Origin of the sequence: Micromonospora sp. NPDC051141, assembly GCF_044455765.1 — a bacterium.
GTDB lineage: Bacteria > Actinomycetota > Actinomycetes > Mycobacteriales > Micromonosporaceae > Micromonospora.
Genome location: NZ_JBITFD010000009.1, coordinates 1 through 26,146, shown reverse-complemented (window position 1 = coordinate 26,146; position 26,146 = coordinate 1). Strand labels below are relative to the sequence as shown.

The following is a 26,146-nucleotide window of genomic DNA, read 5'->3' as shown; positions in this document are numbered from 1 at the left end:
CCCTCACGGAGTCGAAAGGGCGCCCGGCGACCGCGGTTCGGGGGGCGGTGGTCCGCCGGTCAGTCGATGGCCTGGTCGACGGTGGCCTTGTCGATCGCGATCGGAGTCTGCTTCCAGCGGGCCAGGATCTTGCCGTAGGTGCCGTCGTCGATCAGGGACTGCACGGCGGCCCGGTACGCCTCGGCCAGCTCCTTGTTCGCCTTGAGGAACCCGAAGCCGTTCGGGCTGGCCAGCCAGCCGTTGGGCGAGGACGGGTCGTCGACCAGCTCGGCCTTGCCGGCGAGCGAGCCGGCGGTCTCCACCAGGTTGACCCGGGTGGCGGCGACCACCTGCACGTTGCCGGCGATCAGCGCCTGCACCGCCTGCGGGTTCTCCGGGTACTCCTTGATCTCCAGCGGCCGGCCGGCGCAGCTCTCCTTGGCGTAGGTGGCCAGGTTCTTCGCCTGGTTGCTGGCCTTCTGCACGGCGACCGTCCGGCCGCAGAGGTCGGCCACCGTCTTCACGCCGAGCGGGTTGCCGGCGGCGACCAGGAACCCGGTGCCGGAGGCGGAGTAGTCGACGAACGTGGCGACCTGCTGGCGTTCCTTCTTGTCGGTGATGCCACCGGCGATGGCGTCGTACTTGGCGGCCTGGAGGCCGGGCACCAGGCCGTCGAACGGCTGCTGGGTGAAGGTGGCCTTGAGGCCGAGCCGGGCCGAGGCGGCCTGGAACAGGTCGGGGTCGAGGCCGACGAACTGGTCGGTGCGGCCCTCCACCTTGAAGTCGACGAACGGCTGGTAGGGGGCGTTGGTGGCGACCGTGACGGTGCCGCGACCGCGGACGTCGGACGGGACCTTGGCGGCCACGGCCTTGTCGGTCTCGACCGGGCCGACACCGTCGATGGTGACCGAGACGGGCTTGATCTCGTCGGTGCCGCCGCCGGTGGCGGCGCCACCGCAGGCGGCGGTGGTGGCGAGCAACGCCGTGGTCGCGCCGACCAGGGCGAGCGAACGGATGCGCATGGGGAGTCCTTCCGGGGGCCGGATCAGCCAGCCCCCGGACTGTAACTCACGTTACGATCTCGGTGGGGTTACAGTTTTTTGTAACGGACGTTTCAGTGGTCGCCGAACGCCTGCTGCGCCCCCTCCATCGCCTTCAGCCGCGCGCCGGCCACCGGGCCGAGCCTGTCGATCAGTGCCGCGACCAGCGTCTCCACCAACGCGAGCGTGGGCACGAAGCTGTCGTACGGCGACGGCGAGTCGACCCGGGCGGGCAGCACCACCTCGGCCAGCCCGGCCACCGGCGACAGCCAGCGGTCGGTGAACAGCAGCACCCGGGCGCCCCGCGCGGTCACCTCCCGGGCCAGCGCCAGCGTCGGTTCCTCGTACCGGCGGAAGTCGAAGAGCACGACGAGATCCCGCTTGCCGACGTCGACGAGCATGTCGGCGCGGGCCACCGGCCCGGGCGGCAGCAGCCGGCTGTTGCCGCGCACCTGCATCAGGTGCAGCACCAGGTAGTTGGCCACCAGCGCGGAGAACCGGCCACCGGCCGCGGTGACCCGGAACTGCTGGTCGGCGAGGAGCCGCACGGCCGCGTCCAACTCCCCCCGGGGCAGGTCGGCGAGCGTGCCGGCCACCGCCGCCGGCAGCGTCGCCGCGGCCCGGGGCAACGCGCCCTCCGGCGGCGTCCCGTCGTGTTCGGCGGCCCGGTAGGCGGTCAGCGGCGAGGTCTCCCGCTCCGCCAACTCGTCGCGCAGCGCGCGCTGGAACTCCGGGTACCCGCCGAAGCCGAGCCGGGACAGCAGCCGCAGCACGGTCGGCGCGCTCACCTCGGCGCGTTCGGCGAGCGCGGCCACCGTGCCCAGGCCGGCGGACGGGTAGGCGGCGAGCAGCGTGCGGGCGACCCGGCGCTCGGCCGGGCTGCACTCGCCGAGCCGCCCACGGATCAGCGCCGCGACGCCCACCACGTGCGGATCGTCGACAGCTTCGGAGTTCGGCACGAGCAGAGCGTAACGGCCCACCGGTCCGTGGGCGGGCGGGCGTCGCCCGCCCGCCCACGAACCCGTTCCGGTCAGGACTTCGTGATCGCGCAGGCGTAGTCGGCGGTGCCGGAGCCGGCGTACGCCTCCAGGTCGAGGTGGTAGGTGGCCGAGCCGGAGGCGGTCCGGGTCAGCGTGACCGACTCGTCCGTCCCGGCGCCGTCGTTCACCGACCGGGTCAGCGTGCTGCCGGTGGCGCTGAGCAGGTACAGGTCCGCGTCGTAGGCGGACGGCACCGCGCAGTTCACGGTCAGCGTCTGTCCACTGCCGAGCGTGAGCGAGAAGTAGTCCCGGTCGGAGGTGCTCTTCATGTCCCCGGTGACGGTGGCCGGGTAGGTCAGTCCGGAGATGTCGTTCGCGGCCGTCCGGGAGTCGTTCGGCTCCACCTCCGCGTAGGACGACCCGCCCGACGGCGGCGGGGTGGACGAGCAGTCGGTCACCGGCGTGCCGCTGTAGAGGTTGCTGTCCGGCACGCCGGCACGCACGCTGCGCAGGTAGTAGCCGCAGGTGGGCCGGTTGGCGAAGTCGTAGCTCTGCCCGTCGGTCAGCTTCCAGATCTTGACACCGGTGTAGGTCAGCGGCTGCCCGGACACCGCCACCTCGGGCTGGTGGTCGCCGAGCACCACGTACGCGCTCGGGCCGCTGAGCGTGGCCCGACCGGCCCGGTCGACGTAGAGCGACGCGCCCTCCTCGACGCCGACGCCCCACGCCTTGCCGCCGGTGACCAGCCCGTCCTTGACCGCGCGGGCCACGAACGCGATGGTCCGGCCCATCCGGTCGCGGGTGACGAAGTGCGAGTCGTTGATCGTGCCGGCGTAGTTCGGCCAGCGGAACATGCCGGTGGTGAACGTCAACGACCTGTCGTACGGGTTGGCCAGCGCGGTCGCCGAGGTGGTGCTCGCGGTGCAGGCGTCGTAGACCACGTCGCTGTTGACGTGGTGCCCGGCGCTGCCGCCGCCGACGCCGCCGCCCTTGGCCACCACCGACTCCACCGACGCCTCCAGCGCGGTGCCCTTCCAGGCCACGTACCGGCACTGGTCGCCGCCGGCGAAGTAGACGAACTCGGCGTTGCGGATGTCCGTGTTGACCTGGCTGTTGTTGCCGTCGTTGGCGGCGGTGAGGGTGAGCGTGGTGCAGGAGTTGACGCCGGCCAGCGGCGTGATCACGTCGCACTCCGGGGTGCCGGAGCCGGAGCCGGCGATGACCACCACGTCGATCGCGCCGGTGCCGCCGCGGATCGCGTCGACCGCCTTGGTCATGGTGGCGGTGACGATGCCGCCGGAGCCGTTCATGGTGTACGCCGGGCCGGACCAGCTCGCCCGGCTGGCATCCGTGGCACTGCCCTGGCGTACCCGGGTGACCTGGGCGTGCGCGGCGGTGACGCCGAGCGGGGCGACGGTGAGCAGCGCGGCGGCGGCTGCCGTCACGGCGAGCCGGCGAGAGTTGCGGGAAGGGGACATGGGCACCTCCGAGGGGCCACGAAGCGATGAAACAGAAGTTACATCCATTAAGTTCACTGCTCAATACGTAACTTCTGTTACATGCCGGTGACGGCAGCGCCGGACACCCGGGCCCGACGCCGCCCCACCGCGTCAGGCCGGTCGGATGCCGACCACCACGTCGGTGAACGTGGTGGCCGTCGCGCCCCGCCACACCGCGAAGCCGGCGCCCCGGGTCAGCCGCGCCTCCCACATCGGGTCCTTCTCGTACGAGGTGCCGCCGACCGCCACGCACCCGGCGCGAGCGGCCAGACCGTCCTCCACCAGCCCGACCATGGCGTAGTCGTAGAAGACGTCCTCGGACGGCGTCGCGGCGCACGCGCCGGCGGCCGGCCGGACGCGCGGCTTGCCGGCGGCCGGCACGAGCCGCCAGCGCGGCGCGTCGTACGCGTCCCCGGCGGTGAGCCGGCTCCACCGCACGCCCTCGATCCCCCACACCCCGTCGTGGTCGGTGACCCGGGCCCGGCGCAGGTCCAGCACGCCGACCCCGCGCTCCCCGAGCACCCGCAGCGACTGTCGCCCACCGCCGACGCCGGTCACCTCCAGCGCGGTGTTCTCGTCCAGGCCGAACACCCGGTCGTGCCCGGTGTCCGAGGCGAGGCGGATCGACCGCGCCTCCCGCCCCCGGCGGGAGAAGTGCGTGTCGACCAGCCCGGCGGTGAAGAACCCGAACCCGCCGCGCGGCAGGTAGCCGAGCACGTCCGGGTCGTCGAAGTAACCCGGCTTCGCGCCGTCGCGCAACCCCGGCTCGGTGGAACCACCGGTGATCATGTCCCGGCCGGCCATGATCTGCGCACCCGCGCTGGTGCCGGCGACCACCGCGCCGCCGCGCAGCTTGCGCCGGATCGCGGCCAACGCCGCGCTGTCCCGCTGCGCCGCGCCCCGGGTCATCGTGGTGACGTAGCGGTACTGGTCGCCGCCGCCGAGGAAGAAGCCGGTCATCGACTCGATCTGCCGGACCACCGCCGGATCGTCGGCGGCGCCCGGGTGGTCCAGGTCGATCGGGATCCACCGGGCGTCGGCCACCCCGTAGGAGCGGAACAGGTCGGCGTAGTAGTCGCCGTTGCAGACGCTGTTGTTGCAGTCCGGCGTGCCGGCGTCGGGATCCTCGGCGGGCACCGGCGCGCCCGCGGTGAGAATGCCGATCCGGGCCTTTCCGGGGCCGCCGGCCAGCCGGACGATGTCGTCGTAGATCTCCCGGTTGTCGTCGGCGAGCGCGCCGCCGACCAGCACCAGACTGCCGCCGTGGCGGTGCGGGTGGGACACGGTGGCCGAGGCCGGGACCGCGGCGGCCGGCACACCGAGCACGACCGCCGCGCAGGCGCCGACCCCCAGGGTCAGCAGGCGGTTCAAGGGCATGGTTGCTCCTCACAGAACCGTGAGGGCGGACCGCGAGCAGAGCGTACGGCATCCGTGTCGCGGCGACAATGTTGAGAGCGCTAACATCGCCTCTCGTTGATCTCCGACGCCAATGAAGCGTTGACAGTAGCCAATGTAAACGCCACGCTAAGGGCGATTGTTAGCGTTAACTTGGTCGTCATCTCCGTCGGAGGAGGATCGATGGACCCCACCACCACCCGTCGTCGCCTGGCGGTCGCGCTCGCCCCCCTGGCCCTGCTGGTCGCCGTGACCGCGTCCGTGATCGCCCCGGACGCGTCCCCGGCGCGCGCCGCCGGCACCGGCCCCTGCGACATCTACGCCGCCGGGGGCACGCCCTGCGTGGCCGCGCACAGCACCACCCGCGCGCTCTACGGCGGCTATGCCGGGCCGCTCTACCAGCTGCGCCGCGCGTCCGACAACACCACCCGCGACGTCGCGCCGCTCGCCGCCGGTGACGTCGCGAACGCCGCCACCCAGGACACGTTCTGCGCCAACACGAGCTGCCTGATCAGCGTCATCTACGACCAGTCCGGCCGCGGCAACCACCTGACCCAGGCGCCGCCCGGCGGGTTCTCCGGCCCGGCGGCCGGCGGCTACGACAACCTCGCCGACGCCACACTCGCGCCGGTCACGCTCAACGGCCGCAAAGCGTACGGGGTGTTCGTGGCGCCCGGCACCGGCTACCGGAACAACAGCACCAACGGCATCGCCAAGGGCGACCAGCCCGAGGGCATGTACGCCGTCTTCGACGGCACCCACTACAACGGCGGCTGCTGCTTCGACTACGGCAACGCCGAGACCAACAGCCGCGACAACGGCAACGGCACCATGGAAGCCATCTACTTCGGCAACATCAAGGTCTGGGGCTACGGCACCGGCAACGGCCCCTGGGTGATGGCGGACCTGGAGAACGGCCTCTTCTCCGGCGTCAATCCCGGCTACAACGCCAACGACCCGTCGGTGAGCCACCGGTTCCTGACCGCGATCGTCAAGGGCGAGCCGAACCACTGGGCCATCCGGGCCGGCAACGCCCAGTCCGGCGCGCTGTCCACGTACTACAACGGGCCCCGACCCAACGCGCCCGGCTACAACCCGATGAAGAAGGAAGGCGCGATCATCCTCGGCATCGGCGGCGACAACAGCCACGGCTCCGCCGGCACCTTCTACGAGGGCGTGATGACCTCCGGCTACCCGACCGACGCCACCGAGAACGCGGTCCAGGCCAACATCACCGCCGCCGGCTACGCGGCGGCCACCGGCGGCAGCCGGCAGAACGTCGAGATCGTCGGCGGCCAGTCGGGCCGCTGCGTCGACGTGCCGAACGGCAGCACCACCAACGGCACCCAGGTGCAGCTCTGGGACTGCTGGGGCGGCACCATGCAGCGCTGGACCTACACCGCCGCCCGGCAACTCCAGGTGTACGGCAACAAGTGCCTCGACGCCGAGGCGTCCGGGACCACCGCCGGCACCCGCGCCATCATCTGGGACTGCAACGGCCAGGCCAACCAGCAGTGGAACCTCAACGGCAACGGCACCATCAGCAGCGCCCAGTCCGGGCTCTGCCTCGACGCCACCAGCCAGGGCACCGCGAACGGCACCAAGGTCGCGCTCTGGACCTGCAACGGCGGCGCCAACCAACAGTGGAACCTGCGCAACTGATCCGGCGGCCGGGCGGGCGACGGCCCGCCCGGCCCACCCCGTACCCCCGTCCCGGAGGCTTCGCATGCCCGCACCCCTCATGAACCGCCGGATGCTCCTGCGCGCGTCCGGCGCGACCGCCGTCGCGGCCACCGCCGGCGCCGCCGTCGGCTCTCTCACCGGCGGTGGCGTGGCCGGCGCGGCGCTGGCCCCGGCCCGCCCGGACATCGGCGTCTCCGCGTACGCGTTCGACCCCGGCCAGGTCCGGCTGACCGCGAGCCGCTGGCTGGACAACCAGAACCGCACACTGACCTACCTGCGTTTCGTCGACGTCAACCGGCTGCTCTACAACTTCCGCGCCAACCACCGGCTCTCCACCGCCGGGGCCGCCGCCAACGGTGGCTGGGACGCGCCGAACTTCCCGTTCCGCACCCACATGCAGGGCCACTTCCTGACCGCCTGGGCGCAGGCCTGGGCGGTGACCGGCGACACCACCTGCCGGGACAAGGCGGTCACCATGGTCGCCGAGCTGGCGAAGTGCCAGGCCAACAACGGCGCGGCCGGCTTCAGCACCGGCTACCTGTCCGGCTTTCCGGAGTCCGACTTCACCGCGCTGGAGGCCCGGACGCTGAGCAACGGCAACGTGCCGTACTACTGCGTCCACAAGACGCTCGCCGGCCTGCTCGACGTGTGGCGCCTGATCGGCAGCACGCAGGCCCGGGACGTGCTGCTGGCGCTCGCCGGCTGGGTCGACCAGCGCACCGGCCGGCTCACCTCGGCCCAGATGCAGGCCATGCTCGGCACCGAGTTCGGCGGCATGAACGCGGTGCTCACCGATCTCTACCAGCAGACCGGTGACGCCCGATGGCTGACCACGGCGCAGCGCTTCGACCACGCCGCCGTGTTCAACCCGCTCGCGTCGAATTCCGACCAGCTCAACGGACTGCACGCGAACACCCAGGTGCCGAAGTGGATCGGCGCGGCCCGGGAGTACAAGGCCACCGGCACCACCCGCTACCGCGACATCGCCACCAACGCCTGGAACATCACCGTCGGCGCGCACACGTACGCCATCGGCGGCAACAGCCAGGCCGAGCACTTCCGCGCGCCCAACGCCATCGCCGGCTACCTGCGCAACGACACCTGCGAGGCGTGCAACACCTACAACATGCTCAAGCTGACGCGGGAACTGTGGCAGCTCGACCCCAACCGGGTCGGATACGTCGACTTCTACGAGCGGGCGCTGCTCAACCACATGATCGGCCAGCAGAACCCGGCCGACAGCCACGGCCACGTCACGTACTTCACCCCGTTGAACCCGGGCGGTCGACGCGGTGTCGGCCCGGCCTGGGGCGGCGGCACCTGGAGCACCGACTACAACTCGTTCTGGTGCTGCCAGGGCACCGGGCTGGAGACCAACACCAACCTGGCCGAGGGCATCTACTACCACAACGGCACCACGCTGACCGTCAACCTGTTCCTGCCCTCGGTGCTCACCTGGAGCCAACGCGGCATCACGGTCACCCAGAGCACCGCGTACCCGGTCTCGGACACCACGACGCTCACCGTCACCGGCTCGGTGGCCGGGTCGTGGACGATGCGGATCCGGATCCCGTCGTGGACCACCGGGGCGACCGTCAGCGTCAACGGCACGGCGCAGGGCATCGCCACCACGCCGGGCAGCTACGCCGTGCTGACCCGCGACTGGACCGCCGGGGACGTGGTGACGGTCCGCCTGCCGATGCGGGTGACCACGGTGGCCGCCAACGACGACGCGGCGGTCCAGGCGGTCATGTACGGGCCGGTGGTGCTCTCCGGCAACTACGGCAACACCACGCTGAGCGCGCTGCCGACGCTTGACGTCGCCTCGGTCACCCGGACCGGGAGCAGCTCGCTGGCGTTCACCGCCACCGCCAACGGCGCCGCCGTCAACCTCGGACCCTTCTACGACGCGCACGGGTTCAACTACACGGTCTACTGGCGGGCCGGCACGGGCGGCGGCGGTGGCGGCGAGGCGAGCTTCCGGCTGGCCAACGCCGCCAGCGGGCTCGTGCTGGGCATCCAGAACATGTCCACCGCCGACGGCGGGCTCGCCCTCCAGTGGGGCGACACCGGCACCGCCGACCACGACTGGCAGCTCCTGGTCGACGGGTCGGCGCTGAAACTCCGCAACGTCAACAGCGGCAAGGTGCTCGGCGTGGAGAACATGTCCACCACCGACAACGCGCGGATCCTCCAGTGGGCCGACAACGGCACCGCCGACCACCTCTGGACCGTGGTCGACGTCGGCGACGGCACCCACAAGCTGCGCAACGTCAACAGCGGCAAGCTGCTCGGCATCTCCGGCGGCTCGACCGCGCAGGGGGCGATGGCGGTGCAGGATCCGGACAACGGCAGCGCGGACAACCAGTGGCGCTTCCTGCCCAACGGCGCCCGCCGGCTCCAGAACCTCGGCAGCGGGCTCGTGCTCGGCGTGCAGGACATGTCCACCGCCGACGGCGGGCTGGTCATCCAGTGGGGCGACTCCGGCACCGCCGACCACCTCTGGACCGCGCTCGTGGACACCGGCGGCTACCTGCGGCTGCGCAACTCGAACAGCGGCCGGGTGCTCGGCGTCGAGGGCGGCTCCACCGCCGCCGGCGCGCGGATCGTCCAGTGGGCCGACAACGGCGCCGCCGACCACCGCTGGCGGCTGCGTCACGGCGGGAACGGCTACTTCCGGATCCAGTGCGCGAACGGCGGTCGGGTGCTGGGCCTGAGCGGCGGCTCCGGCAGCCAGGGGGCACAGGCCGTGCTCGGCGACGATTCCGGCGCCGCCCACCAGCGCTGGCGCTTCGTCTGAGACTCGGGGTACGCGTCGCGGCGCCCGCGCCGCGTACCTCCGTGGTGACGCCGTCGCCGCCGGGCCGGGCGACCCGGCGGCGACGGCTCCGCCCCGCCGCGCGAGCCGGCTGATCGGACGCGCCCGGCGGACGCCCGGTCGGCCGCCCGCCGACGCCCTGCCGACCCAACAGGATCGGCGCACAACCGGCCGCTGACCTCGGTGGCTCCTGTCGAGCGGAGAGCACGAACGACTCGGTCGCCGAAGCTCCGTCACATCACGCGCCGTCACGCCCTCGCCGTGTCCGCCGAGCGTCGGGTCGGCCGAGCGAGGGCGGAGTCGTTCGTGCGCTCAGCTCCGCAGGGCGGACAGCGGCATGCCGCCCGGCGCGATGCGGGACCGGGTAGGCCAAGAACCGCTCGGCGCACCGGGGAGGTCAGCCACGCGGGATAGGGCTCGGCAGGCCCGGGAGGACCAACGCAGCGGGGCGAGGCTCAGCGCAGCGGGGGCGGGCCGACGCTGCGGCGCGGGACCAGCGTCGGCGCGATGGTCTGTCGCAGCGGCCCGACGCTGGCGGACTCGATCTGGGTCAGCAGCAGATCGAGGCTCGCCCGGGCCACCGCCCCGAAGTCGGGGCGCACGGTGGTCAGCGGCGGGATGAAGTAGGCCGCCTCCGGCACGTCGTCGAAACCGACCACGCTGATGTCGTCCGGCACCCGTCGGCCGTGCTCGTGCAGCGCCCGCAGCACACCGAGCGCCAGGTGGTCGTTGGCGGTGAAGACGGCGGTGACCTCCGGCATCCGGGCCAGCATCTGACCGCACCGGTAACCCGCCGCGGCCGACCAGTCCGCCGGGACCAGCGGCGGCACCTCGGCGCCGGCGAGCCGCAACGCCTCGCGCCAGCCCTCGATCCGGCCGGCGCTGTCGAACCAGTCCGACGGGCCGGACACGTGCCAGACCGTCCGGTGCCCGGCATCGAGCAGGTGCTGGGTGGCGGCCCGGGCACCGGCCACCTGGTCCACCGTCACCAGCGGGATCGGCCGGCGCGGATCGCCGTCGACGGTCACCAGCGGCACGTCGTGGGGCAGCCGTTCCAGTGCCTCGCCGGCCGACTCGACCGGCGCGATCACCACGATGCCGGCCACCCGGTGCGCGAGGTGACGCTCCACCGCGGCCGAGATGGACCGGTGGTCGAGGTCGCTGACGCTGCCGACGCTGACCGCGAAGCCGGCCTCGGCGGCGGTCTGCTCCAGCGCGGCCAGCAGCGAGGCCGGGCCGTAGAGCGTGGTGTTCTGTGCGACCACGCCGATCACCTGGGACCGGCCGGTGACCAGCGCGCGGGCCGCGCGGTTGGGTCGGTAGCCGAGTTCGGTGATCGCCGCCTGGACCCGTAGTCGGGTCTGCTCCCGCACATTGGGATGCCCGTTCAGCACCCGGGAGACCGTCTGGTGCGAGACGCCGGCGAGGCGTGCCACGTCCGTCATCGCAGGACCGCGCACGGCCACCTCACTTTCGCCACTGCCCACGTGGCCGAACCGGGTCGACGTCGACCGGACCGGCCCGGGTGGCGACAGTCTACGCCAGTTGTCCCACCGGTCAGGGTACGGTCGATCCACCGTTCGCGTCATCCTGTCGGATTATCGGAGAATTGACGGCGAGCCCATTTCCCATTCGTGGCGACCGCGGGGAAGCCGCAGCTCCGGACCGGTCGGAGGACCGGGGTGGGGCCTTTCCGGCGAGTGCCGGCACCCCACCCCGGGCAATTCTCCGGCGCGTCCGGGGCGGAAAATGGTGACCCGCGTCACGGCGACCGAACCGGTTTCCGGCACAGAACTGCCGGCGCGATCAGAATCCGCGGGCGAGCCGGTAGTACGCCTGGTTCCAGCGCAGCTCGTCGGCGAAGCGGTGCGGCTCGGTGTCGCCGTCGATGACCACCAGCTCGGTACGCGTCATCGAGGCCAGGTCGCGCAGCTCCTCCACGCCCACCGCCTGGGAGAGCACGGTGTGGTGCGGCGCGCCCGCCGTGATCCACGCCTCCGCCGAACCGGACAGGTCCGGCCGGGGCCGCCAGACCGCGCGGGCCACCGGCAGCCGGCGCAACGGCTGCGGCGGCGGCACCACGTCGACCACGTTGGCCACCAGCCGGAATCGCTCCCCCATGTCGGCCATGCCGAGCACCACGGCCGGGCCGGACGCCGCGTTGAAGACCAGCCGGACCGGGTCCTCCCGCCCACCGATGCTGAGCGGGTGCACCTCCGCCGTCGGCACGTCGGCGGCGATGCTCGGGCACACCTCCAGCATGTGCGCGCCGAGCACCAGCTCCTGCCCGAACGTCAGGTCGTAGGTGTAGTCCTCCATGAAGGAGGTGCCGCCCGCCACGCCGACGGCCATCGCCTTCAGCGTCCGGACCAGAACGGAGGTCTTCCAGTCCCCTTCCCCGCCGAAGCCGTACCCCTCGGCCATCAGCCGCTGCACCGCGATGCCGGGGAGCTGGCGCAGGCCGCCCAGGTCCTCGAAGTTCGTGGTGAACGCGCGGAAGCCACCGGTGTCCAGGAACGTGCGCAGACCCAACTCCTGGCGGGCGGCGTACCGCAGCGCCTCGTGCCGCTCGCCACCGGGACGCAGCGCCGCGTCCACCCGGTAGGTGTCGTCGTACTCCTTGACCAGGTCGTCCACCTGCGCGTCGGCGACCTGGTCGACCGCGTCGACCAGGTCGTTCACACCGTAGGTGTTGACCGAGACGCCGAACCGCAGCTCCGCCTCGACCTTGTCCCCCTCGGTCACCGCGACGTCGCGCATGTTGTCGCCGAACCGGGCCAGCCGCAGCGTCCGCATCGACGACCAGCCGACCGCCGCGCGGGCCCAGGCCGCCACCCGGTCGACCACCCGCGGGTCGGTGACGTGGCCGGCGATCGTCTTGCGGGCCACCCCGAGCCGGGTCTGGATGTACCCGAACTCGCGGTCGCCGTGCGCGGCCTGGTTCAGGTTCATGAAGTCCATGTCGATGGTGTCCCACGGCAGCGCCACGTTGGCCTGCGTGTGCAGGTGCAGCAGCGGCGTCTGCAACGCGTCCAGCCCGGCGATCCACATCTTCGCCGGCGAGAACGTGTGCATCCAGGCGATCACCCCGACCGCGCCCTGCACGGCCGCGTCCCGGCACACCGCCAGGATGTCCGCGCTGGAGGTCAGGACCGGCTTCCAGCACACCCGGACCGGGAGGTCCGGCGAGGCGTCCAACCGGGCGGCGATCTCCCGGGACTGGTCGGCGACCTGCCGGAGCGTGTCCTCGCCGTAGAGGCCCTGGCTGCCGGTGAGGAACCAGACCTCGGGCTGGGGGTGAGTTGCCATGTTGTTGCCTTCCGCGCTAGGAGCCGTCACTTGAACCGGATGCCGATGAGGCGCTGGAGGAGGATGAACGCGAAGAGCAGCCCGCCGATCACGATCTTCGTCCACCAGGAGTTGAGGCTGCCGTCGAACGTGATCAGCGTCTGGATGACACCGAGCACCAGCACGCCGAGGACGGTGCCGAAGACGTAGCCGGACCCGCCGGTGAGCACGGTCCCGCCGATCACCACCGCGGCGATCACGTCCAGCTCCATGCCGACGCCGATCAGCGGCGCGCCGGAGAGCGTGTAGAACGACAGCAGGATGCCACCGATCGCCGAGCACAGCCCGCTGATGGTGTAGACGGCGATCCGGGTGCGCCCGACCGGCAGGCCCATCAGCAACGCCGACTGCGCGTTGCCGCCGACCGCGTACACGTTGCGGCCGAACCGGGTGTACGCCAGCACGTACGCGGCCACCAGGACCACCGCGAACGCGATCAGCACACTTATCGACACGAAGTTCCCGGCCGGATTGCCGATGCGCTCCTGGGACATGCCGGTCCAGAAGCCGTCGGTGATGGAGATCGAGGCGCCGCTGATGAACGTGCACATGCCCCGGGCGAAGAACATCCCGGCGAGCGTGACGATGAACGGCTGGATGTCGAAGAAGTGGATCGCGCAGCCCATCAGGAACCCCAGCGTCGGGCCGATCAGCAGCGCGATGACGAGCACCAGGGCCGCCGGCATCCCGTCGCGCAGCAGCGCGGCCGACACCATCGTGGTCATCGCCACCACCGAACCGACCGACAGGTCGATGCCGCCGGTGAGGATCACGAACGTCATGCCGACCGCGACCACGAGAAGGAAACCGTTATCGATGAAGACGTTGAAGACCACCTGGACGTTGGAGAAGGCGCGGTACTGCGACACCCCGATGCCGTACATGACCAGCAGCAACGCGAGTGTGGCCAGCACCGGGACGTGTCGCCGGGGCAGGCTGGGCCGCCAGGACCGGACGGTGGACAACGACGTGCTGGTCATGCCGGCACCTGCTCCTTCTCCCGCTGCGGCGTCGCCGGACCGGGCTCGACGCCGCGCCGGCGCCGCCACCGGAACCGGGCCCGGAAGGCAGGGGCCTGGATCAGGCAGACGGCGATGACGACGACGGCCTTGAACAGCAACGACGTCTGCGGCGAGATGTTCATGGCGTACACGGTGGTGGTCAGCGTCTGGATGATCAGCGCACCGAGGACGGTGCCGCCCAGCGAGAACCGGCCGCCGGCCAGCGAGGTGCCGCCGATCACCACGGCGAGGATCGCGTCGAGCTCGATCCAGAGCCCGGCGGCGTTGCCGTCCGCGCTGGACACGTTCGCGGTGACCATGAAGCCGGCGATCGCGGCGCACGCGGCGCTGACCACGTAGACGAGGAAGACGATGCGCCGGGACCGGATGCCGGCCAACCGGCTGGCCTCGGCGTTGCCGCCGACCGACTCCACGATCAGCCCGAGCGCGGTACGCCGGGTGAACGCGGCCACCAGCAGTGCCGCGGCGAGCGCGATCAGGATGGCCAGCGGCAGCGTCAGGACGTGCCCGACCCCGATGGCCCGGTAGGGCTCGGAGTTGATCGTGAGGATCTGCCCCTCGGTGACGAGCTGGGCGATCCCCCGGCCGGCCACCATGAGGATCAACGTGGCGATGATGGGCTGGATGCCGATCACCGCGACCAGCACCCCGTTCCACGCGCCGAGCACCAGCGCGACGCCGAACGCCAGGGCGAGCGCGGTGAGCACGGTGGACAGGCTGTTCGGGTCGGCCGCCTCACTGATGTGCAGGCAGGCGATCGCGCCGCTGATGGCACAGAGCGAGCCGACGGACAGGTCGATGCCACCGGTAGCGATGACCAGGGTCATCCCGAGCGCGACGAGGATCAGCGGCGCGCTCAACCGGAGGATGTCGATCGGGGTGCCGTACAGGTGGCCGCTCTTGACCTCCACGGCGAGGAAGCCGGGCCGGTAGGCGGTGTTCGCGGCGAGCATCACCACGAGCACCAGGACCGGCCAGAACAGGCGGTGCCCGGTCAGCGGGCGGAGGCGTTCGGTGACGGTGTTCATCGGTTCACCTCCTCCCGGGGGGTTCCGCTGGCGATGGTGCGCATGACGCGGTCCGCGTCGAGCGAGTTGTCGTTGTCGAGCTGGGCGACCATCTCGCGGTCCCGCATGACCGCGACCCGGTGGCTCAGGCGCAGCACCTCCTCCAGCTCGGCGGAGATGAACAGCACCGCCATGCCGCCGTCGGAGAGCTGCACCACCAGCTTCTGGATCTCGGCCTTGGCGCCGATGTCGATGCCGCGGGTGGGCTCGTCGAGGATGAGCAGGCGCGGCTCGGTGATGAGCCAGCGCGCCAGCAGCACCTTCTGCTGGTTGCCGCCGGAGAGGTTGCGCACCGGCAGCTCCGGGTTCGCCGGCCGGATGCTGAGCGCCTGGACGTACTTCTGGACCAGCTCGTCCTGCCGGCGGCGCGGGATCGGCCGCAGCCAGCCGCGGGCGGCCTGCATCGCCAGGATCATGTTCTCCCGGACCGACAGCTCCGGAACGATGCCCTCCGCGCGGCGGTTCTCCGAGCAGAAGCCGATGCCCCGGTCGATGGCCTGGATCGGGGTACGCAGCGGCGCCCGGCCGCCGTCGACGAGGACCTGGCCGTGGTCGGCGCGGTCGGCGCCGAAGAGCAGCCGGGCCACCTCGGTGCGGCCGGAGCCGAGCAGGCCGGCCAGGCCGACCACCTCACCGGCGTGGATGCGCAGGCTGAACGGGGCGACCGCGCCGCGGCGGCCCAGCTCGGCGGCGTCCACCAGCGGCGCCCGCCCGTCCGGTGCGACGGTGGCGCGCTTCTGCTGCTCCTCGAGCCGTTCCAGCACGTCCAGCTCCTGGCCGATCATCTTCTCCACCAGGCTGAACTGCGGCAGCTCCTCGGTGCGGTACTCCCCCACCAGGGTGCCGTTGCGCAGCACCGTGATGCGGTCGGCGATGTCGTAGACCTGGTCCAGGAAGTGCGTGACGAACAGGATCGCGATCCCCTCGTCCCGGAGCTGGCGCATGATCCGGAAGAGCTGGGCGACCTCGCCGGCGTCCAGGCTGGAGGTCGGTTCGTCGAGGATGAGCACCCGGGCCCGCACGTCGATCGCCCGGGCGATGGCGACCATCTGCTGCACGGCGAGCGAGTACGTCCCGAGCGGCGCGGCGACGTCCAGGTCGAGGTCGAGCCGGGCCAGGAGCGCCCGGGCCCGGCGACGCATCTCGCCCCAGTGCACGGCGCCCAGCCGGCGGGGCTCCCGGCCGATGAAGATGTTCTCCGCCACCGACAGGTTCGTGCAGAGGTTGATCTCCTGGTAGACGGTGCTGACGCCGGCCGCGGCGGCCTGCATCGGCCCGCTGAACGACACCTGGTCACCGGCGAGCGTGACGGTGCCGGCGTCGGTGTCGTAGACGCCGGTCAACACCTTGATCAGGGTGGACTTGCCGGCGCCGTTCTCGCCCATGAGGGCGTGGACCTCGCCCGGGAACAGCCGGAAGTCGACGTCGTGGAGCGCGCGGACCCCGGGGAAGGTCTTGCTGATTCCGGTCATGGTCAGGACCGGACGGTCACCCGTCATACCATCGGACCTCTTCTGGAAACGGTGGTGGCACGGGGGCCGCCGTCGGTGTGACGGCGACCCCCGGGTGTGGCTCAGTACTTGCGGTTGGGCAGTGCCTCCTTGGCCTGCTCCTGGGTGAAGGTCGTCTCCTGGGTCTCGATCCGGGCCGGCACCTCCTCACCGGCCTTGACCTTCTTCACCAGGTCCATCAGCTGCGGGCCGAGCAGCGGGCTGCACTCCGCGATGAAGTTGAACTTGCCGTCCGCGAGCGCCTGCATGCCGTCCTTCACCGCGTCGACGGTGATGATGGTGATGTCCTTGCCGGGCACCTTGCCGGCTGCGGTGATCGCCTCGAGCGCGCCCAGGCCCATGTCGTCGTTGTGCGCGAAGAGCACGTCGATCTTCGGGTTGGCCTTCAGGAACTGCTCCATCACCTGCTTGCCGCCGGCGCGGCTGAAGTCGCCGTCCTGCGACGCGATGATCTTCAGGTTGGGGTTGGCCGCGATGGCCTCGCCGAAGCCCTTCTTCCGGTCGTTCGCCGGGGCCGAGCCGGTCGAGCCCTGAAGCTCGACGATGTTGACCGGGCCGGTGGCCGACTTCTTCTGCTCCACCAGCCACTCGCCGGCGAGCCGGCCCTCCTTGACGAAGTCCGAGCCGAGGAACGTCTTGTAGAGCGACTTGTCCGGCGAGTCGACCGCGCGGTCGGTCAGGATCACCGGGATCTTGGCGTCCTTGGCCTCCTTGAGCACGGTGTCCCAGCCGGACTCGACCTTCGGCGAGAAGGCGATGACGTCGACCTTCTGCTGGATGAAGTTCCGGATCGCCTTGATCTGGTTCTCCTGCTTGCCCTGCGCGTCGTCGAACTTCAGCTCGATGCCGGCCTGGCCCGCCGCCTCCTTGATGGAGGTGGTGTTGGCGGTCCGCCAGCCGCTCTCCGCGCCGACCTGGGAGAAACCCAGGACGATCTTGTCGTTGCCGCCGCCGGAATCGCCGCCGGTGTCGCTGTTGCCGCAGGCGACCATGCCGCCGGCGAGCAGCACGCCGGTCAGGGCCGCGATCACCGTGCGGGCCGTACTCCTGGTTCGCATCGTTCTCCTCGGGGTGGGGTGATCCGGGCGCGCGACCGGCGGGGCCGGGGCGACCGGTTGTGGTGGTGGGATGAGGTGGTGCTGGTCCGGGTCACCCGGCGGGCGGGCGCTGGCCGTACACGTTCTGGTAGCGGTCGTGGAGCGAGTCGACGTCGGCGGACGCGATCGGCAGCGGCGGCCCGAGCGCGCGGGCCAGGTGCGCGGTGCGGGCGACGTCCTCGCACATCACCGCCGCCTTGACCGCCGCGCGGGCGTCCCGGCCGATGCTGAACACGCCGTGGTTGCGCATGAGCACCGCGGGCGAGCGGTGCCCGGACAGCGTGCTGACGATGCCCTTGCCGATGTCGTCGCCGCCGATCAGGGCGAACGGGCCGACCGGGATCTCGCCGCCGAACTCGTCGGCCTGCGCGGTCAACCAGCACGGGATCGCCTCGCCCCGGGCCGCCCAGGCGGTGGCGTAGCCGCTGTGCGTGTGCACCACGCCGCCGACCTCGGGCATCGCGCGGTAGACGTAGGCGTGCGCGGCGGTGTCGCTGGACGGCGAGCCGGCGCCGTCGACCACGACCCCGTTGAGGTCGCAGACCACCATGGCGTCGGCGGTCAGGTCGTCGTAGTCCACGCCGCTCGGCTTGATCACCATCAGGTCCTGACCGGGGATGCGCGCCGAGACGTTGCCGGCCGTCCAGGCCACCAGGCGGTAGCGGGTCAGCTCGCCGTGCAGGCGGGCCACCGTCTCGCGGAGCGCGGTGACCTGCCGGGCGATGTCGGGGTTCATCCGACCACCTCCAGGGCCGGGTCGGCGGGCGTCCCGGCGGCGTCCACCGCCGCGTTCCGGATCGCCCGCAGGCGGAGCATGACGTCGTTCGCGCCGCGACCGAAGTGGTCGTGCAGCGCCCGGTACTCGGCGTAGAGCGCGTCGTACGCCCGCACGTTCTCCGGGATCGGCCGGTAGACGGCCTCGTCCACCCGCCCCATGGCCGCCGACGCCTCGTGGATCGACGGGTACGCCCCGGCGGCGACCGCCGCGTGGATGGCCGACCCGAGCGCCGGCCCCTGGGCGGAGCCGATGATGCCCAGTTTCCGGTTGGTGACGTCGGCGTAGATCTGCATCAGCAGGCGGTTCGAGGTGAGCCCGCCGGCCACCACCAGGTCGTCGACCGGCACACCCGCCTCAGCGAACGCCTCGACGATCATCCGGGTGCCGTACGCGGTGGCCTCCAGCAGCGCGCGGTAGACGTCCGGCGGCCGGGTGGCCAGCGTCAGCCCGACGACCAGCCCGCTGAGATCGTGGTTGACCAGCAGCGAGCGGTTGCCGTTCCACCAGTCCAGCGCCACCAGCCCGTGTGCGCCGACCGGCTGGGCGGCGGCCAGCTCGGTGAGCCGCTCGTGCGAGTCGAGGCCGGCCGGGGCGGCGTGCCGCACGAACCAGCCGAAGATGTCCCCCACGCCGCTCTGCCCGGCCTCGAAGCCCCAGGCGCCGGGGCTGATGCCGCCGTCGACCACGCCGCACATGCCGGGGACCTCGGCGGGGTGGGTGCCGTTGAGCACGTGGCAGGTGGAGGTGCCCATGATCGCCACCAGCCGGCCCGGGCGCAGCGCCTGCGCGGACGCGGCGGTGACGTGCGCGTCGACGTTGCCGACCGCGACCGCGATGCCCTCGGGCAGCCCGGTCCAGGCGGCGGCGCGGGCGCTCAGCACGCCGGCCCGGTCACCCAGCGGCAGCAGCGGGCCGTCCAGCTTGGCCACGAAGTCGGGGAAGCCGGGGTCGAGCGCGGCGAGGTACTCCGGGGACGGGTAGCGGCCGTCCTGCCGGATTCCCTTGTAGCCGGCGGTGCAGACGTTACGCGTCTCGACGCCGCACAGCTCCCAGACGATCCAGTCGGCCGCCTCGATGAAGCGCTCGGCCCGCCGGTACACCTCGGGGTCCTCGGCCAGGATCTGCAACCCCTTGGCGAACTGCCACTCGGCGGAGATCTTGCCGCCGTAGCGGCCGATCCACGGCTCGCCGCGCTCGTGCGCGAGGGCGTTGATCCGGTCGGCCTGCGGCTGCGCGGCGTGGTGCTTCCACAGCTTGACCCAGGCGTGCGGCCGGTGGCGCAGCTCCGGGACCTCGCACAGCGGCGTGCCGTCGGCGAGCGTCGGCAGCACGGTGCAGGCGGTGAAGTCGGTGCCGACGCCGACCACCCGGGCCGGGTCCACCCCGGCGGCGGCCAGCGCGGCCGGCACCGCCTCGCGCAGCACGTCGCGGTAGTTGTCCGGGTCCTGCAGGGCCCAGTCCGGGGGCAGCGCCGGGCCGCCGTCGGGCAGGGCCGTCTCGATCACCCCGTGCCGGTACTCGTGCACCGCGGTGCCGAGTTCGGCGCCGTCCCGGACCCGCACCACGAGCGCCCGCCCGGACAGCGTGCCGAAGTCGACCCCGACCACGTACCGGTCGGTCGCCTCCACGTCGCTCATCTACACCTCCACCGCGTCACGGAGTTAGTGTTAGCGCTCACATATACATCCGTCAAGACACCTCCGCGCAACGGCTGCGTAACGGAGCCGACGGCGACGCTCCGCCCTCCGCCGTCGGCGCGGGGACCGGCCCGCCCAGGCCGACGGGAGATCCACCACGGACGCCGGCGACCGGCGGCCGACACCCCGACGAGGCGCGTTGTTAACGACAACAATCGATGCCCTGAGGGTCGCTGAGCGAGCGGACCGGGCAGCGACCCGAAGGGATGTCCAGAGGCCCGGCGCGATGCCCGTAGAGGGGCTCTCAACGGCCCGTTTCCGACCCGACCGACGGCCGTAGGGCCACCCGGGCGGCCGTGCCGCGACGGGCACGGTGATGCACACAGTTTGATGTCAGCGATAACATTCGGACCGTGCCCGTGCCGCTGCGCGCCTCCGGACGGACGACCCGGGCAGCGCCCCGGAGAGACGGCCGGGCCGCGCGGAGTGGCCGGTCCGGTCGGGCGCCGGCACGGCCGTGAACCGTTGACATCGGACGCGGCACGACACGACAGATGGCCGGTCGCCGCGACGTGCACGACGGCGACCGGATGACCGGCCGGACGGCGCACCCCCGTCCGGCCGGCCGCTCACCGGCTGCCCGCGGCCCGGCGCTTGTTCCAGATGTCGAACGCCACCGCGGCGAGCAGCACCAGCCCCTTCACCACCGACTGGATCGACTGGTCGATGCCCATGAGCTGCATGCCGTTGCTCATCACCGCCATGATCAGGCCACCCACCATCGCGCCGACGACGGTGCCCACCCCGCCGGTGACCGCCGCGCCGCCGATGAAGGCCGCCGCGATCGCGTCCAACTCGAACATGTTGCCCGCCGCCGGCTGGGCCCCGTTGGAGCGCGACGAGTAGATCACGCCGGCCACCGCGGAGAGGAAGCCCATGTTGACGAAGACCCAGAAGTTGACCGTCTTCACCCGTACGCCGGACAGCGTCGCCGCCGGCAGGTTGCCGCCGATCGCGTAGACCTGGCGACCGAAGACGGTACGGCGGGTGAGCAGGCCGTAGACGAGCACCAGCACGGCCAGGACGATCAGCACGATCGGCAGGCCCCGGGCGTGCGCGAGCTGCCAGGCGAACCACATGACGACGGCGCCGACCACCACCACCCGCAGCACGAAGAGCGGGAACGACTCCACCGGCTGCTCGTGGCGGACCCGGGCCAGCCGGGTCCGGAACACGCTCGCCGCGTACCCCACCACCGCGAAGACGCCGATGAACAGCGTGAACGCGTCGAAGCCCTGCCCGCCGAGCAGGCCGTTGAGGAAGCCCGCCGCGACCCGCTGGTACTCGGCCGGGAACGGCGACAGCGAGATGTTGTCCAGCACCCGCAGCGTCAGGCCACGGAACAACAGCATGCCGGCCAGCGTGACGATGAACGCCGGAATGCCGGCGTACGCGACCCAGAGACCGTGCCAGGCGCCCACCGCGACGCCCACGGCGAGCGCGGCGAGGATGCCGACCCACCACGGCATGCCCTCCCGGATCACCAGCACGGCCGAGACCGCGCCGGTCAGCGCCACCACCGACCCGACGGACAGGTCGATGTGCCCGCCGATGATCACGATGACCATGCCGATCGCGAGCACCAGGATGTAGGAGTACTGAAGAACGATGTTGGTGAGGTTGCCGGGGCTCAGCGAGACGCCGTCGGTGAGGATCGCGAACAGCGCGACGATCACCACCAGGGCGATGTAGATGCCGCTCTGCCGCAGGTTGCCGAGGATCAGCGTCCGCGGGTCACTGGTCCCGGTCTTCAGGGTGGCGGCGGCGCCGGTGTCGGGCGCGTCGACCTTCGGGGAGGTGGCGGGCTTCGTGCTGGTCATCCGACGAGATCCCTGTCCTTGGTCATGAGTTCCATCAGGTTCTCCTGGGTGGCGTCGCCCACCGGCACCTCGCCGGTGATCCGACCGGCCGCCAGGGTGTAGATGCGGTCGCACATGCCGAGCAGCTCGGGCAGCTCGGAGGAGATGATGACGACGGCCTTGCCGTCCGCCACCAGGCGGTTGACGATCGTGTAGATCTCGAACTTCGCCCCGACGTCGATGCCCCGGGTCGGCTCGTCGAGGATCAGCACGTCCGGATCGGTGAACAGCCACTTCGCCAGCACGACCTTCTGCTGGTTGCCGCCGGAGAGCTTGCCCACCACCGACATGACGCTCGGCGCCTTGATGTTCATGTCGCGCCGGCCCCGCTCGGCGACCGTGATCTCCTCGTTGCCGTCGATCCAGCCGTTGCGCGCCAGCTTGCCGAGCGCGGCGGCCGAGATGTTGCCCCGTACGTCGTCGATCAGGTTGAGGCCGTAGTGCTTGCGGTCCTCGGTGGCGTACGCGATGCCGGCGGCGATCGCCTCGGCCACCGTGCGGGGCCGCACCTGGCGGCCGTTGACGAAGACCCGCCCGGTGATGTCCCGGCCGTACGCGCGGCCGAACACGCTCATCGCCAGCTCGGTGCGGCCGGCGCCCATCAGGCCGGCGATGCCGACCACCTCGCCGGCGCGGACCGTGAGCGAGGCGTGGTCCACCACCAGCCGGTCCTGGGTCGGATGGCGCACCGTCCAGTCCTCGATCCGCAACACCTCGGCGCCGGGCGTCGACGTCCGGGTCGGGTAGAACGCCGCGAGGTCGCGGCCGACCATGCCGCGGATGATCCGGTCCTGGGTCGCCGTGCCGTCGCCCATGTCCAGCGTCTCGACCGTGCGGCCGTCCCGGATCACGGTCGTCGAGTCCGCGACCGCGGTGATCTCGCCCAGTTTGTGCGAGATCATGATGCAGGTGATGCCCTGGTCGCGGAGCCGCCGCAGCAGGTCCAGCAGGTGCGCCGAGTCGACGTCGTTGAGCGCCGCGGTCGGCTCGTCCAGGATGAGCAGCCGCACCTTCTTGGACAGCGCCTTGGCGATCTCCACCAACTGCTGCTTGCCCACCCCGAGCTGGATCACCGGGGTCACCGGGTTCTCGTGCAGCCCGACCGAACGCAGCAGCGCCGCGGCCTCCGCGTTGGTGCGGTGCCAGTCGATCAGCCCGGCGCGACCACGGCGCTCGTTGCCGAGGAAGATGTTCTCGGCGATCGACAGGTACGGCACCAGCGCCAACTCCTGGTGGATGATGACGATGCCGTGGGACTCGCTGTCCCGGATGCCCCGGAAACCGACCGGCTCACCGTCGAGGACGATCTGCCCGTCGTAGCTGCCGGTCGGGTACACCCCGGACAACACCTTCATCAGGGTGGACTTGCCGGCGCCGTTCTCGCCGCAGATCGCGTGGATCTCGCCGCGCCGGACGGCGAGCGAGACGTCCTGGAGCGCGGCCACTCCGGGGAAGGTCTTCGTGATGTTCCGCATTTCGAGGATGTGATCGCTCATGGAAACCGTCCTGCTCGGGGCCGTCGCGTCGGTGCGCCGGCGGGCCCGGCGACGCGGTGCGTCACCGGACCCGCCGGAGAGCGGCTCAGCCGGCCCGGCCGGCGGCGACCTCCTGGGCGGTCAGGTAGCCGGAGTCGATCAGCGCCGACTTGATGTCGTCCTTGTAGACGGTCTGCACCGGCAGCAGGAACGCGGGCACGACCTTGACGCCGTTGTCGTACGCCTTGGTGTCGTTCGCCTTGGGCTCCTGCTTCTTCAGGAACGCCTCGGCGGCGACCACGGCCTGGTCGGCGAGCAGCCGGGTGTCCTTGAAGACGGTGGAGCTCTGGATGCCGTCGTTGATGAGCTTGACGGAGGCGACCTCGGCGTCCTGGCCGGTGACCACCGGCATCTTCTTGGCCCCGCCGCGGTAGCCGGCGTTCTGCAGGGCGGTGATGATGCCCCGGGACAGGCCGTCGAACGGCGACAGCACGCCGTCGACCTTGCTGCCGTCGTTGTAGCTGGAGGTGAGCAGGTCCTCCATGCGCTTCTGCGCGGTCTCCTGCTGCCAGCGCAGGATGGCCACCTGCTCGATCTTCGTCTGGCCGGACTTCACCTTCAGCGTGCCGGCGTCGAAGTACGGCTTGAGCGTGTCCATCGCGCCGTTGAAGAAGAAGTGCGCGTTGTTGTCGTCGAGCGAGCCGGCGAACAGCTCCACGTTGAACGGGCCGGTGGCGGTGCCCTTCGAGCCGTCCTTGTTCTGCAGCCCGAGGCCGACCAGCAGCGCGTTGGCCTGCGCCACGCCGACCTTGTAGTTGTCGAAGCTGACGTAGAAGTCGACGTTCGGGCTGTTGCGGATGAGCCGGTCGTAGGAGATGACCGGGATCTTCGCCGCCGCGGCGGCCTGGAGCTGCCCGCTGAGCGCGGTGCCGTCGATCGGGGCGATCACCAGCACGTCCGCGCCCTGCGTGATCATCTGGTCGATCTGCTGCGACTGGGTGGGGATCTCGTCGCCGGCGTACTGCAGGTCGACCTTGTAGCCCTTGGCCTGGAGCTTCTCCTTCACCGAGTTGCCGTCGGCGATCCACCGCTCCGAGGTCTGGGTCGGCATCGAGACGCCGATGGTCAGGTCGCCGGGCTTGGCCGAGCTGGTGTCCCCGCCGCCACCCGCGCCCTCACCACTGCATGCGGCCAGGCTGACGGCGATCGCGACGCCACCGAGCGCGGCCAGAAATCGTCTGCGCACGAGCTTCATCTCCCCTGCGTACTCACGGACCCACGGATAACCCTCCCCGGAGTGTTAACGCTCACAAGATTCACCGTCAACCGATGACGGGAAATGCGCATGTCTCGGTCTCGTAACAAGGCTCGGCTACGGCCGGCCGGTTCGTCCGTGGTGTCCGACGGCGCGACGACGGATCGTCGCGCCGCCGGAGACGGGCTCAGAGGGCGGCGCAGGTCGGGGTCAGCCCCGACGCGCTACCGGTGCCCTGGAACCCGAACTCGGTGCTCTGACCGGCCCCGAGCTGGCCGTTGTAGTCCACGTTCGCGAACCGCACCGTGCCGGTGCTACCACTCGCGGTCGCACTCCACGTGTTCGTCACACTCGCCCCACCGGGCAACGTCAGACTCACCGCCCAGCTCCGCGTACCGGCCGAACCCGCCGTCACCTTCACCGTCGCCACGAACCCACCGGTCCACGAGTTCAGCGACACCGACGCCGAACACGCACCCGGCACCGGCGGCGCCGGCGTGGTCGGACTCGGCGGCGGCGTGGTCGGGCTGGGCGGCGGCGTGGTCGGGCTGGGCGGCGGCGTGGTCGGGCTCGGCGGCGGGGTGGTCGCCCCGGTGCCGTCGAAGCCGAGGAACCGCACCGCCTGGGCGGCGTCGAACGGAATCGAGTGGCCGTAGCCCTGGAAGCTGATCGCCTCGACCGGTGGCGTCCCGCCGGTGCCGCCGTAGCGGGTCCGGGTGGCGCTGGCCTGCGGGTAGTCCGTCATGCTCGGGGTCTGTGAGACACCCAGCACGTTCGTCCACTGCTTGATCTGCTCGCCGAAGTTGACGTAGCTCAGCGTGGTGTCCGTGGTGCCGTGCCAGATCTGCATGCGGGGACGCCGGCCGGTGTAGCCGGGGTACGCGTTGCGGACCAGGTCCCCCCACTGCTGCGGGGTCTTGGTGATCCGCCCGCCGGAGCACTCGCTGTTCCACTCCGAGCCGTTGGTGGTGGCGAAACAGCCGAACGGCACGCCCGACGAGCTGACCCCGGCGTGGAAGACGTCCGGGTACACGCCGGCCATCACGTTGGTCATCATGGCGCCGGACGAAGCGCCGGCGACGCCGATGCGGGTCGGGTCGACCGGGTAGCGGCCCGTCACGTAGTCGATCATCGACTTGAGACCGACCGGGTCGCTGCCGCCACCGCGCCGCAGCGCCTGCGGCGACGACACGTCCCAGCACTTGCTGCTGCGGGTCACCGACGGGTAGATCACGATGAACCCGTAGCGGTCGGCCAGCGGGCTGTAGCCGGAGCCGGTGTGCATGGCCGGACCGCTGCCGGTGCAGTAGTGCAGGACCAGCAGCAGGGCCGGCCGGGCCGGAAGCCGGTCCGGCACGTACAGGTGCATCTGTAGGTTTGTCGGGTTGGTGCCGAAGTTCGTCACCTGGGTGAGCGCGGCGGCGGACGCCGGACCGGCGGCGCTGACGACGGCGACCGCCGTCGTCAGCGCGGTCGCCAGCACGGCCGCGAACAGCGCGATCTTCGCTCTCATCGACGGTTCCTCCAAGGCGGGGGGACGGGCGGGAGGCCGCCGGCCCGGCCCGCGGTGCGCGCGGGCCGGGCCGACGACGGGCTCAGAGGGCGGCGCAGGTCGGGGTCAGCCCCGACGCGCTACCGGTGCC

Annotated in this window: 18 protein-coding genes; 2 read left to right on the top strand and 16 right to left on the bottom strand. The window is 71.5% G+C overall.

Translation table 11 applies throughout. The features are described from left to right. Positions 1-59: 59 nt before the first annotated feature. The 4 genes from ACIA6B_RS18170 to ACIA6B_RS18155 form a co-directional block, all read right to left on the bottom strand. Positions 60-1,001: a transporter substrate-binding domain-containing protein gene (locus ACIA6B_RS18170; RefSeq protein WP_396774645.1), complete on the bottom strand. Its 942-nt coding sequence runs from the start codon at positions 999-1,001 to the stop codon at positions 60-62. A gap of 92 nt (positions 1,002-1,093) precedes the next feature. Then, positions 1,094-1,978, bottom strand: a complete 885-nt coding sequence (locus ACIA6B_RS18165; RefSeq protein ID WP_396774644.1) for a MurR/RpiR family transcriptional regulator — start codon at positions 1,976-1,978, stop codon at positions 1,094-1,096. A gap of 71 nt (positions 1,979-2,049) precedes the next feature. Next, positions 2,050-3,477, bottom strand: coding sequence for a hypothetical protein (locus tag ACIA6B_RS18160; protein ID WP_396774642.1), 1,428 nt, complete (start codon positions 3,475-3,477; stop codon positions 2,050-2,052). Between the two features lie 132 nt (positions 3,478-3,609). After that, on the bottom strand, positions 3,610-4,875 hold the full coding sequence (locus tag ACIA6B_RS18155) for a cyanophycinase (RefSeq protein WP_396774640.1): 1,266 nt from the start codon (positions 4,873-4,875) through the stop codon (positions 3,610-3,612). Between the two features lie 201 nt (positions 4,876-5,076). Between ACIA6B_RS18155 and ACIA6B_RS18150 the strand changes: the two genes are divergently transcribed. Together ACIA6B_RS18150 and ACIA6B_RS18145 are read left to right on the top strand one after the other, a co-directional pair. Beyond that, positions 5,077-6,555, top strand: a complete 1,479-nt coding sequence (locus ACIA6B_RS18150; protein WP_396774638.1) for an arabinofuranosidase catalytic domain-containing protein — start codon at positions 5,077-5,079, stop codon at positions 6,553-6,555. A gap of 64 nt (positions 6,556-6,619) precedes the next feature. After that, positions 6,620-9,376 carry a beta-L-arabinofuranosidase domain-containing protein gene (locus ACIA6B_RS18145; RefSeq protein ID WP_396774636.1) on the top strand — a complete coding sequence of 919 codons (2,757 nt, stop codon included), beginning with the start codon at positions 6,620-6,622 and terminating at the stop codon, positions 9,374-9,376. Positions 9,377-9,849: 473 nt separating this feature from the next. On the opposite strand, the gene ACIA6B_RS18140 is transcribed toward ACIA6B_RS18145, so the two are convergent. The 12 genes from ACIA6B_RS18140 to ACIA6B_RS18085 all read right to left on the bottom strand — a co-directional run bounded on the left by ACIA6B_RS18140 (position 9,850) and on the right by ACIA6B_RS18085 (position 26,016). Continuing rightward, the gene (locus ACIA6B_RS18140) at positions 9,850-10,839 is read right to left on the bottom strand and encodes a LacI family DNA-binding transcriptional regulator (protein WP_343446789.1); all 990 of its coding nucleotides are present in this window, start codon (positions 10,837-10,839) and stop codon (positions 9,850-9,852) included. Positions 10,840-11,200: 361 nt separating this feature from the next. After that, positions 11,201-12,703: an L-arabinose isomerase gene (araA, locus tag ACIA6B_RS18135; RefSeq protein ID WP_396774633.1), complete on the bottom strand. Its 1,503-nt coding sequence runs from the start codon at positions 12,701-12,703 to the stop codon at positions 11,201-11,203. Between the two features lie 26 nt (positions 12,704-12,729). Next, the gene (yjfF, locus tag ACIA6B_RS18130; RefSeq protein ID WP_396774632.1) at positions 12,730-13,722 is read right to left on the bottom strand and encodes a galactofuranose ABC transporter, permease protein YjfF; all 993 of its coding nucleotides are present in this window, start codon (positions 13,720-13,722) and stop codon (positions 12,730-12,732) included. Then, a complete protein-coding gene (locus ACIA6B_RS18125) occupies positions 13,719-14,792 on the bottom strand; it encodes an ABC transporter permease (RefSeq protein ID WP_396774630.1) in 1,074 nt (357 codons plus the stop codon). Before ACIA6B_RS18125 ends, yjfF begins: the two co-directional genes overlap by 4 nt. After that, positions 14,789-16,330, bottom strand: a complete 1,542-nt coding sequence (locus tag ACIA6B_RS18120; protein WP_396774628.1) for a sugar ABC transporter ATP-binding protein — start codon at positions 16,328-16,330, stop codon at positions 14,789-14,791. Before ACIA6B_RS18120 ends, ACIA6B_RS18125 begins: the two co-directional genes overlap by 4 nt. A gap of 74 nt (positions 16,331-16,404) precedes the next feature. Further along, positions 16,405-17,400, bottom strand: coding sequence for an ABC transporter substrate-binding protein (locus ACIA6B_RS18115; protein ID WP_396774626.1), 996 nt, complete (start codon positions 17,398-17,400; stop codon positions 16,405-16,407). A gap of 91 nt (positions 17,401-17,491) precedes the next feature. After that, the gene (locus ACIA6B_RS18110) at positions 17,492-18,175 is read right to left on the bottom strand and encodes an L-ribulose-5-phosphate 4-epimerase (protein ID WP_396774625.1); all 684 of its coding nucleotides are present in this window, start codon (positions 18,173-18,175) and stop codon (positions 17,492-17,494) included. Then, complete coding sequence (gene araB, locus ACIA6B_RS18105) at positions 18,172-19,854, bottom strand: ribulokinase (RefSeq protein ID WP_396774623.1); 1,683 nt, start codon at positions 19,852-19,854, stop codon at positions 18,172-18,174. The genes ACIA6B_RS18110 and araB overlap by 4 nt, the downstream gene beginning before the upstream one ends. Before the next feature lie 629 nt (positions 19,855-20,483). Then, positions 20,484-21,734, bottom strand: coding sequence for a multiple monosaccharide ABC transporter permease (gene mmsB / locus ACIA6B_RS18100; protein ID WP_396774621.1), 1,251 nt, complete (start codon positions 21,732-21,734; stop codon positions 20,484-20,486). Next, positions 21,731-23,269: a multiple monosaccharide ABC transporter ATP-binding protein gene (gene mmsA, locus ACIA6B_RS18095; protein WP_396774620.1), complete on the bottom strand. Its 1,539-nt coding sequence runs from the start codon at positions 23,267-23,269 to the stop codon at positions 21,731-21,733. The genes mmsB and mmsA overlap by 4 nt, the downstream gene beginning before the upstream one ends. A gap of 85 nt (positions 23,270-23,354) precedes the next feature. Beyond that, complete coding sequence (gene chvE / locus ACIA6B_RS18090) at positions 23,355-24,494, bottom strand: multiple monosaccharide ABC transporter substrate-binding protein (protein WP_396774618.1); 1,140 nt, start codon at positions 24,492-24,494, stop codon at positions 23,355-23,357. Positions 24,495-24,690: 196 nt separating this feature from the next. Beyond that, on the bottom strand, positions 24,691-26,016 hold the full coding sequence (locus ACIA6B_RS18085; protein ID WP_396774616.1) for a PHB depolymerase family esterase: 1,326 nt from the start codon (positions 26,014-26,016) through the stop codon (positions 24,691-24,693). Between the last annotated feature and the right edge of the window lie 130 nt (positions 26,017-26,146).

What these genes read in the sequence shown, in the direction of transcription:
- ACIA6B_RS18140 (WP_343446789.1), bottom strand. Translation starts at nt 10,839, where the DNA reads ATGACGGACGTGGCACGCCTCGCCGGCGTCTCGCACCAGACGGTCTCC.
- mmsB (WP_396774621.1), bottom strand. Translation starts at nt 21,734, where the DNA reads ATGACCAGCACGAAGCCCGCCACCTCCCCGAAGGTCGACGCGCCCGAC.
- araA (WP_396774633.1), bottom strand. Translation starts at nt 12,703, where the DNA reads ATGGCAACTCACCCCCAGCCCGAGGTCTGGTTCCTCACCGGCAGCCAG.
- ACIA6B_RS18155 (WP_396774640.1), bottom strand. Translation starts at nt 4,875, where the DNA reads ATGCCCTTGAACCGCCTGCTGACCCTGGGGGTCGGCGCCTGCGCGGCG.
- araB (WP_396774623.1), bottom strand. Translation starts at nt 19,854, where the DNA reads ATGAGCGACGTGGAGGCGACCGACCGGTACGTGGTCGGGGTCGACTTC.
- ACIA6B_RS18150 (WP_396774638.1), top strand. Translation starts at nt 5,077, where the DNA reads ATGGACCCCACCACCACCCGTCGTCGCCTGGCGGTCGCGCTCGCCCCC.
- ACIA6B_RS18145 (WP_396774636.1), top strand. Translation starts at nt 6,620, where the DNA reads ATGCCCGCACCCCTCATGAACCGCCGGATGCTCCTGCGCGCGTCCGGC.
- ACIA6B_RS18085 (WP_396774616.1), bottom strand. Translation starts at nt 26,016, where the DNA reads ATGAGAGCGAAGATCGCGCTGTTCGCGGCCGTGCTGGCGACCGCGCTG.
- ACIA6B_RS18110 (WP_396774625.1), bottom strand. Translation starts at nt 18,175, where the DNA reads ATGAACCCCGACATCGCCCGGCAGGTCACCGCGCTCCGCGAGACGGTG.
- ACIA6B_RS18125 (WP_396774630.1), bottom strand. Translation starts at nt 14,792, where the DNA reads ATGAACACCGTCACCGAACGCCTCCGCCCGCTGACCGGGCACCGCCTG.
- ACIA6B_RS18120 (WP_396774628.1), bottom strand. Translation starts at nt 16,330, where the DNA reads ATGACGGGTGACCGTCCGGTCCTGACCATGACCGGAATCAGCAAGACC.
- mmsA (WP_396774620.1), bottom strand. Translation starts at nt 23,269, where the DNA reads ATGAGCGATCACATCCTCGAAATGCGGAACATCACGAAGACCTTCCCC.
- ACIA6B_RS18170 (WP_396774645.1), bottom strand. Translation starts at nt 1,001, where the DNA reads ATGCGCATCCGTTCGCTCGCCCTGGTCGGCGCGACCACGGCGTTGCTC.
- yjfF (WP_396774632.1), bottom strand. Translation starts at nt 13,722, where the DNA reads ATGACCAGCACGTCGTTGTCCACCGTCCGGTCCTGGCGGCCCAGCCTG.
- ACIA6B_RS18160 (WP_396774642.1), bottom strand. Translation starts at nt 3,477, where the DNA reads ATGTCCCCTTCCCGCAACTCTCGCCGGCTCGCCGTGACGGCAGCCGCC.
- ACIA6B_RS18115 (WP_396774626.1), bottom strand. Translation starts at nt 17,400, where the DNA reads ATGCGAACCAGGAGTACGGCCCGCACGGTGATCGCGGCCCTGACCGGC.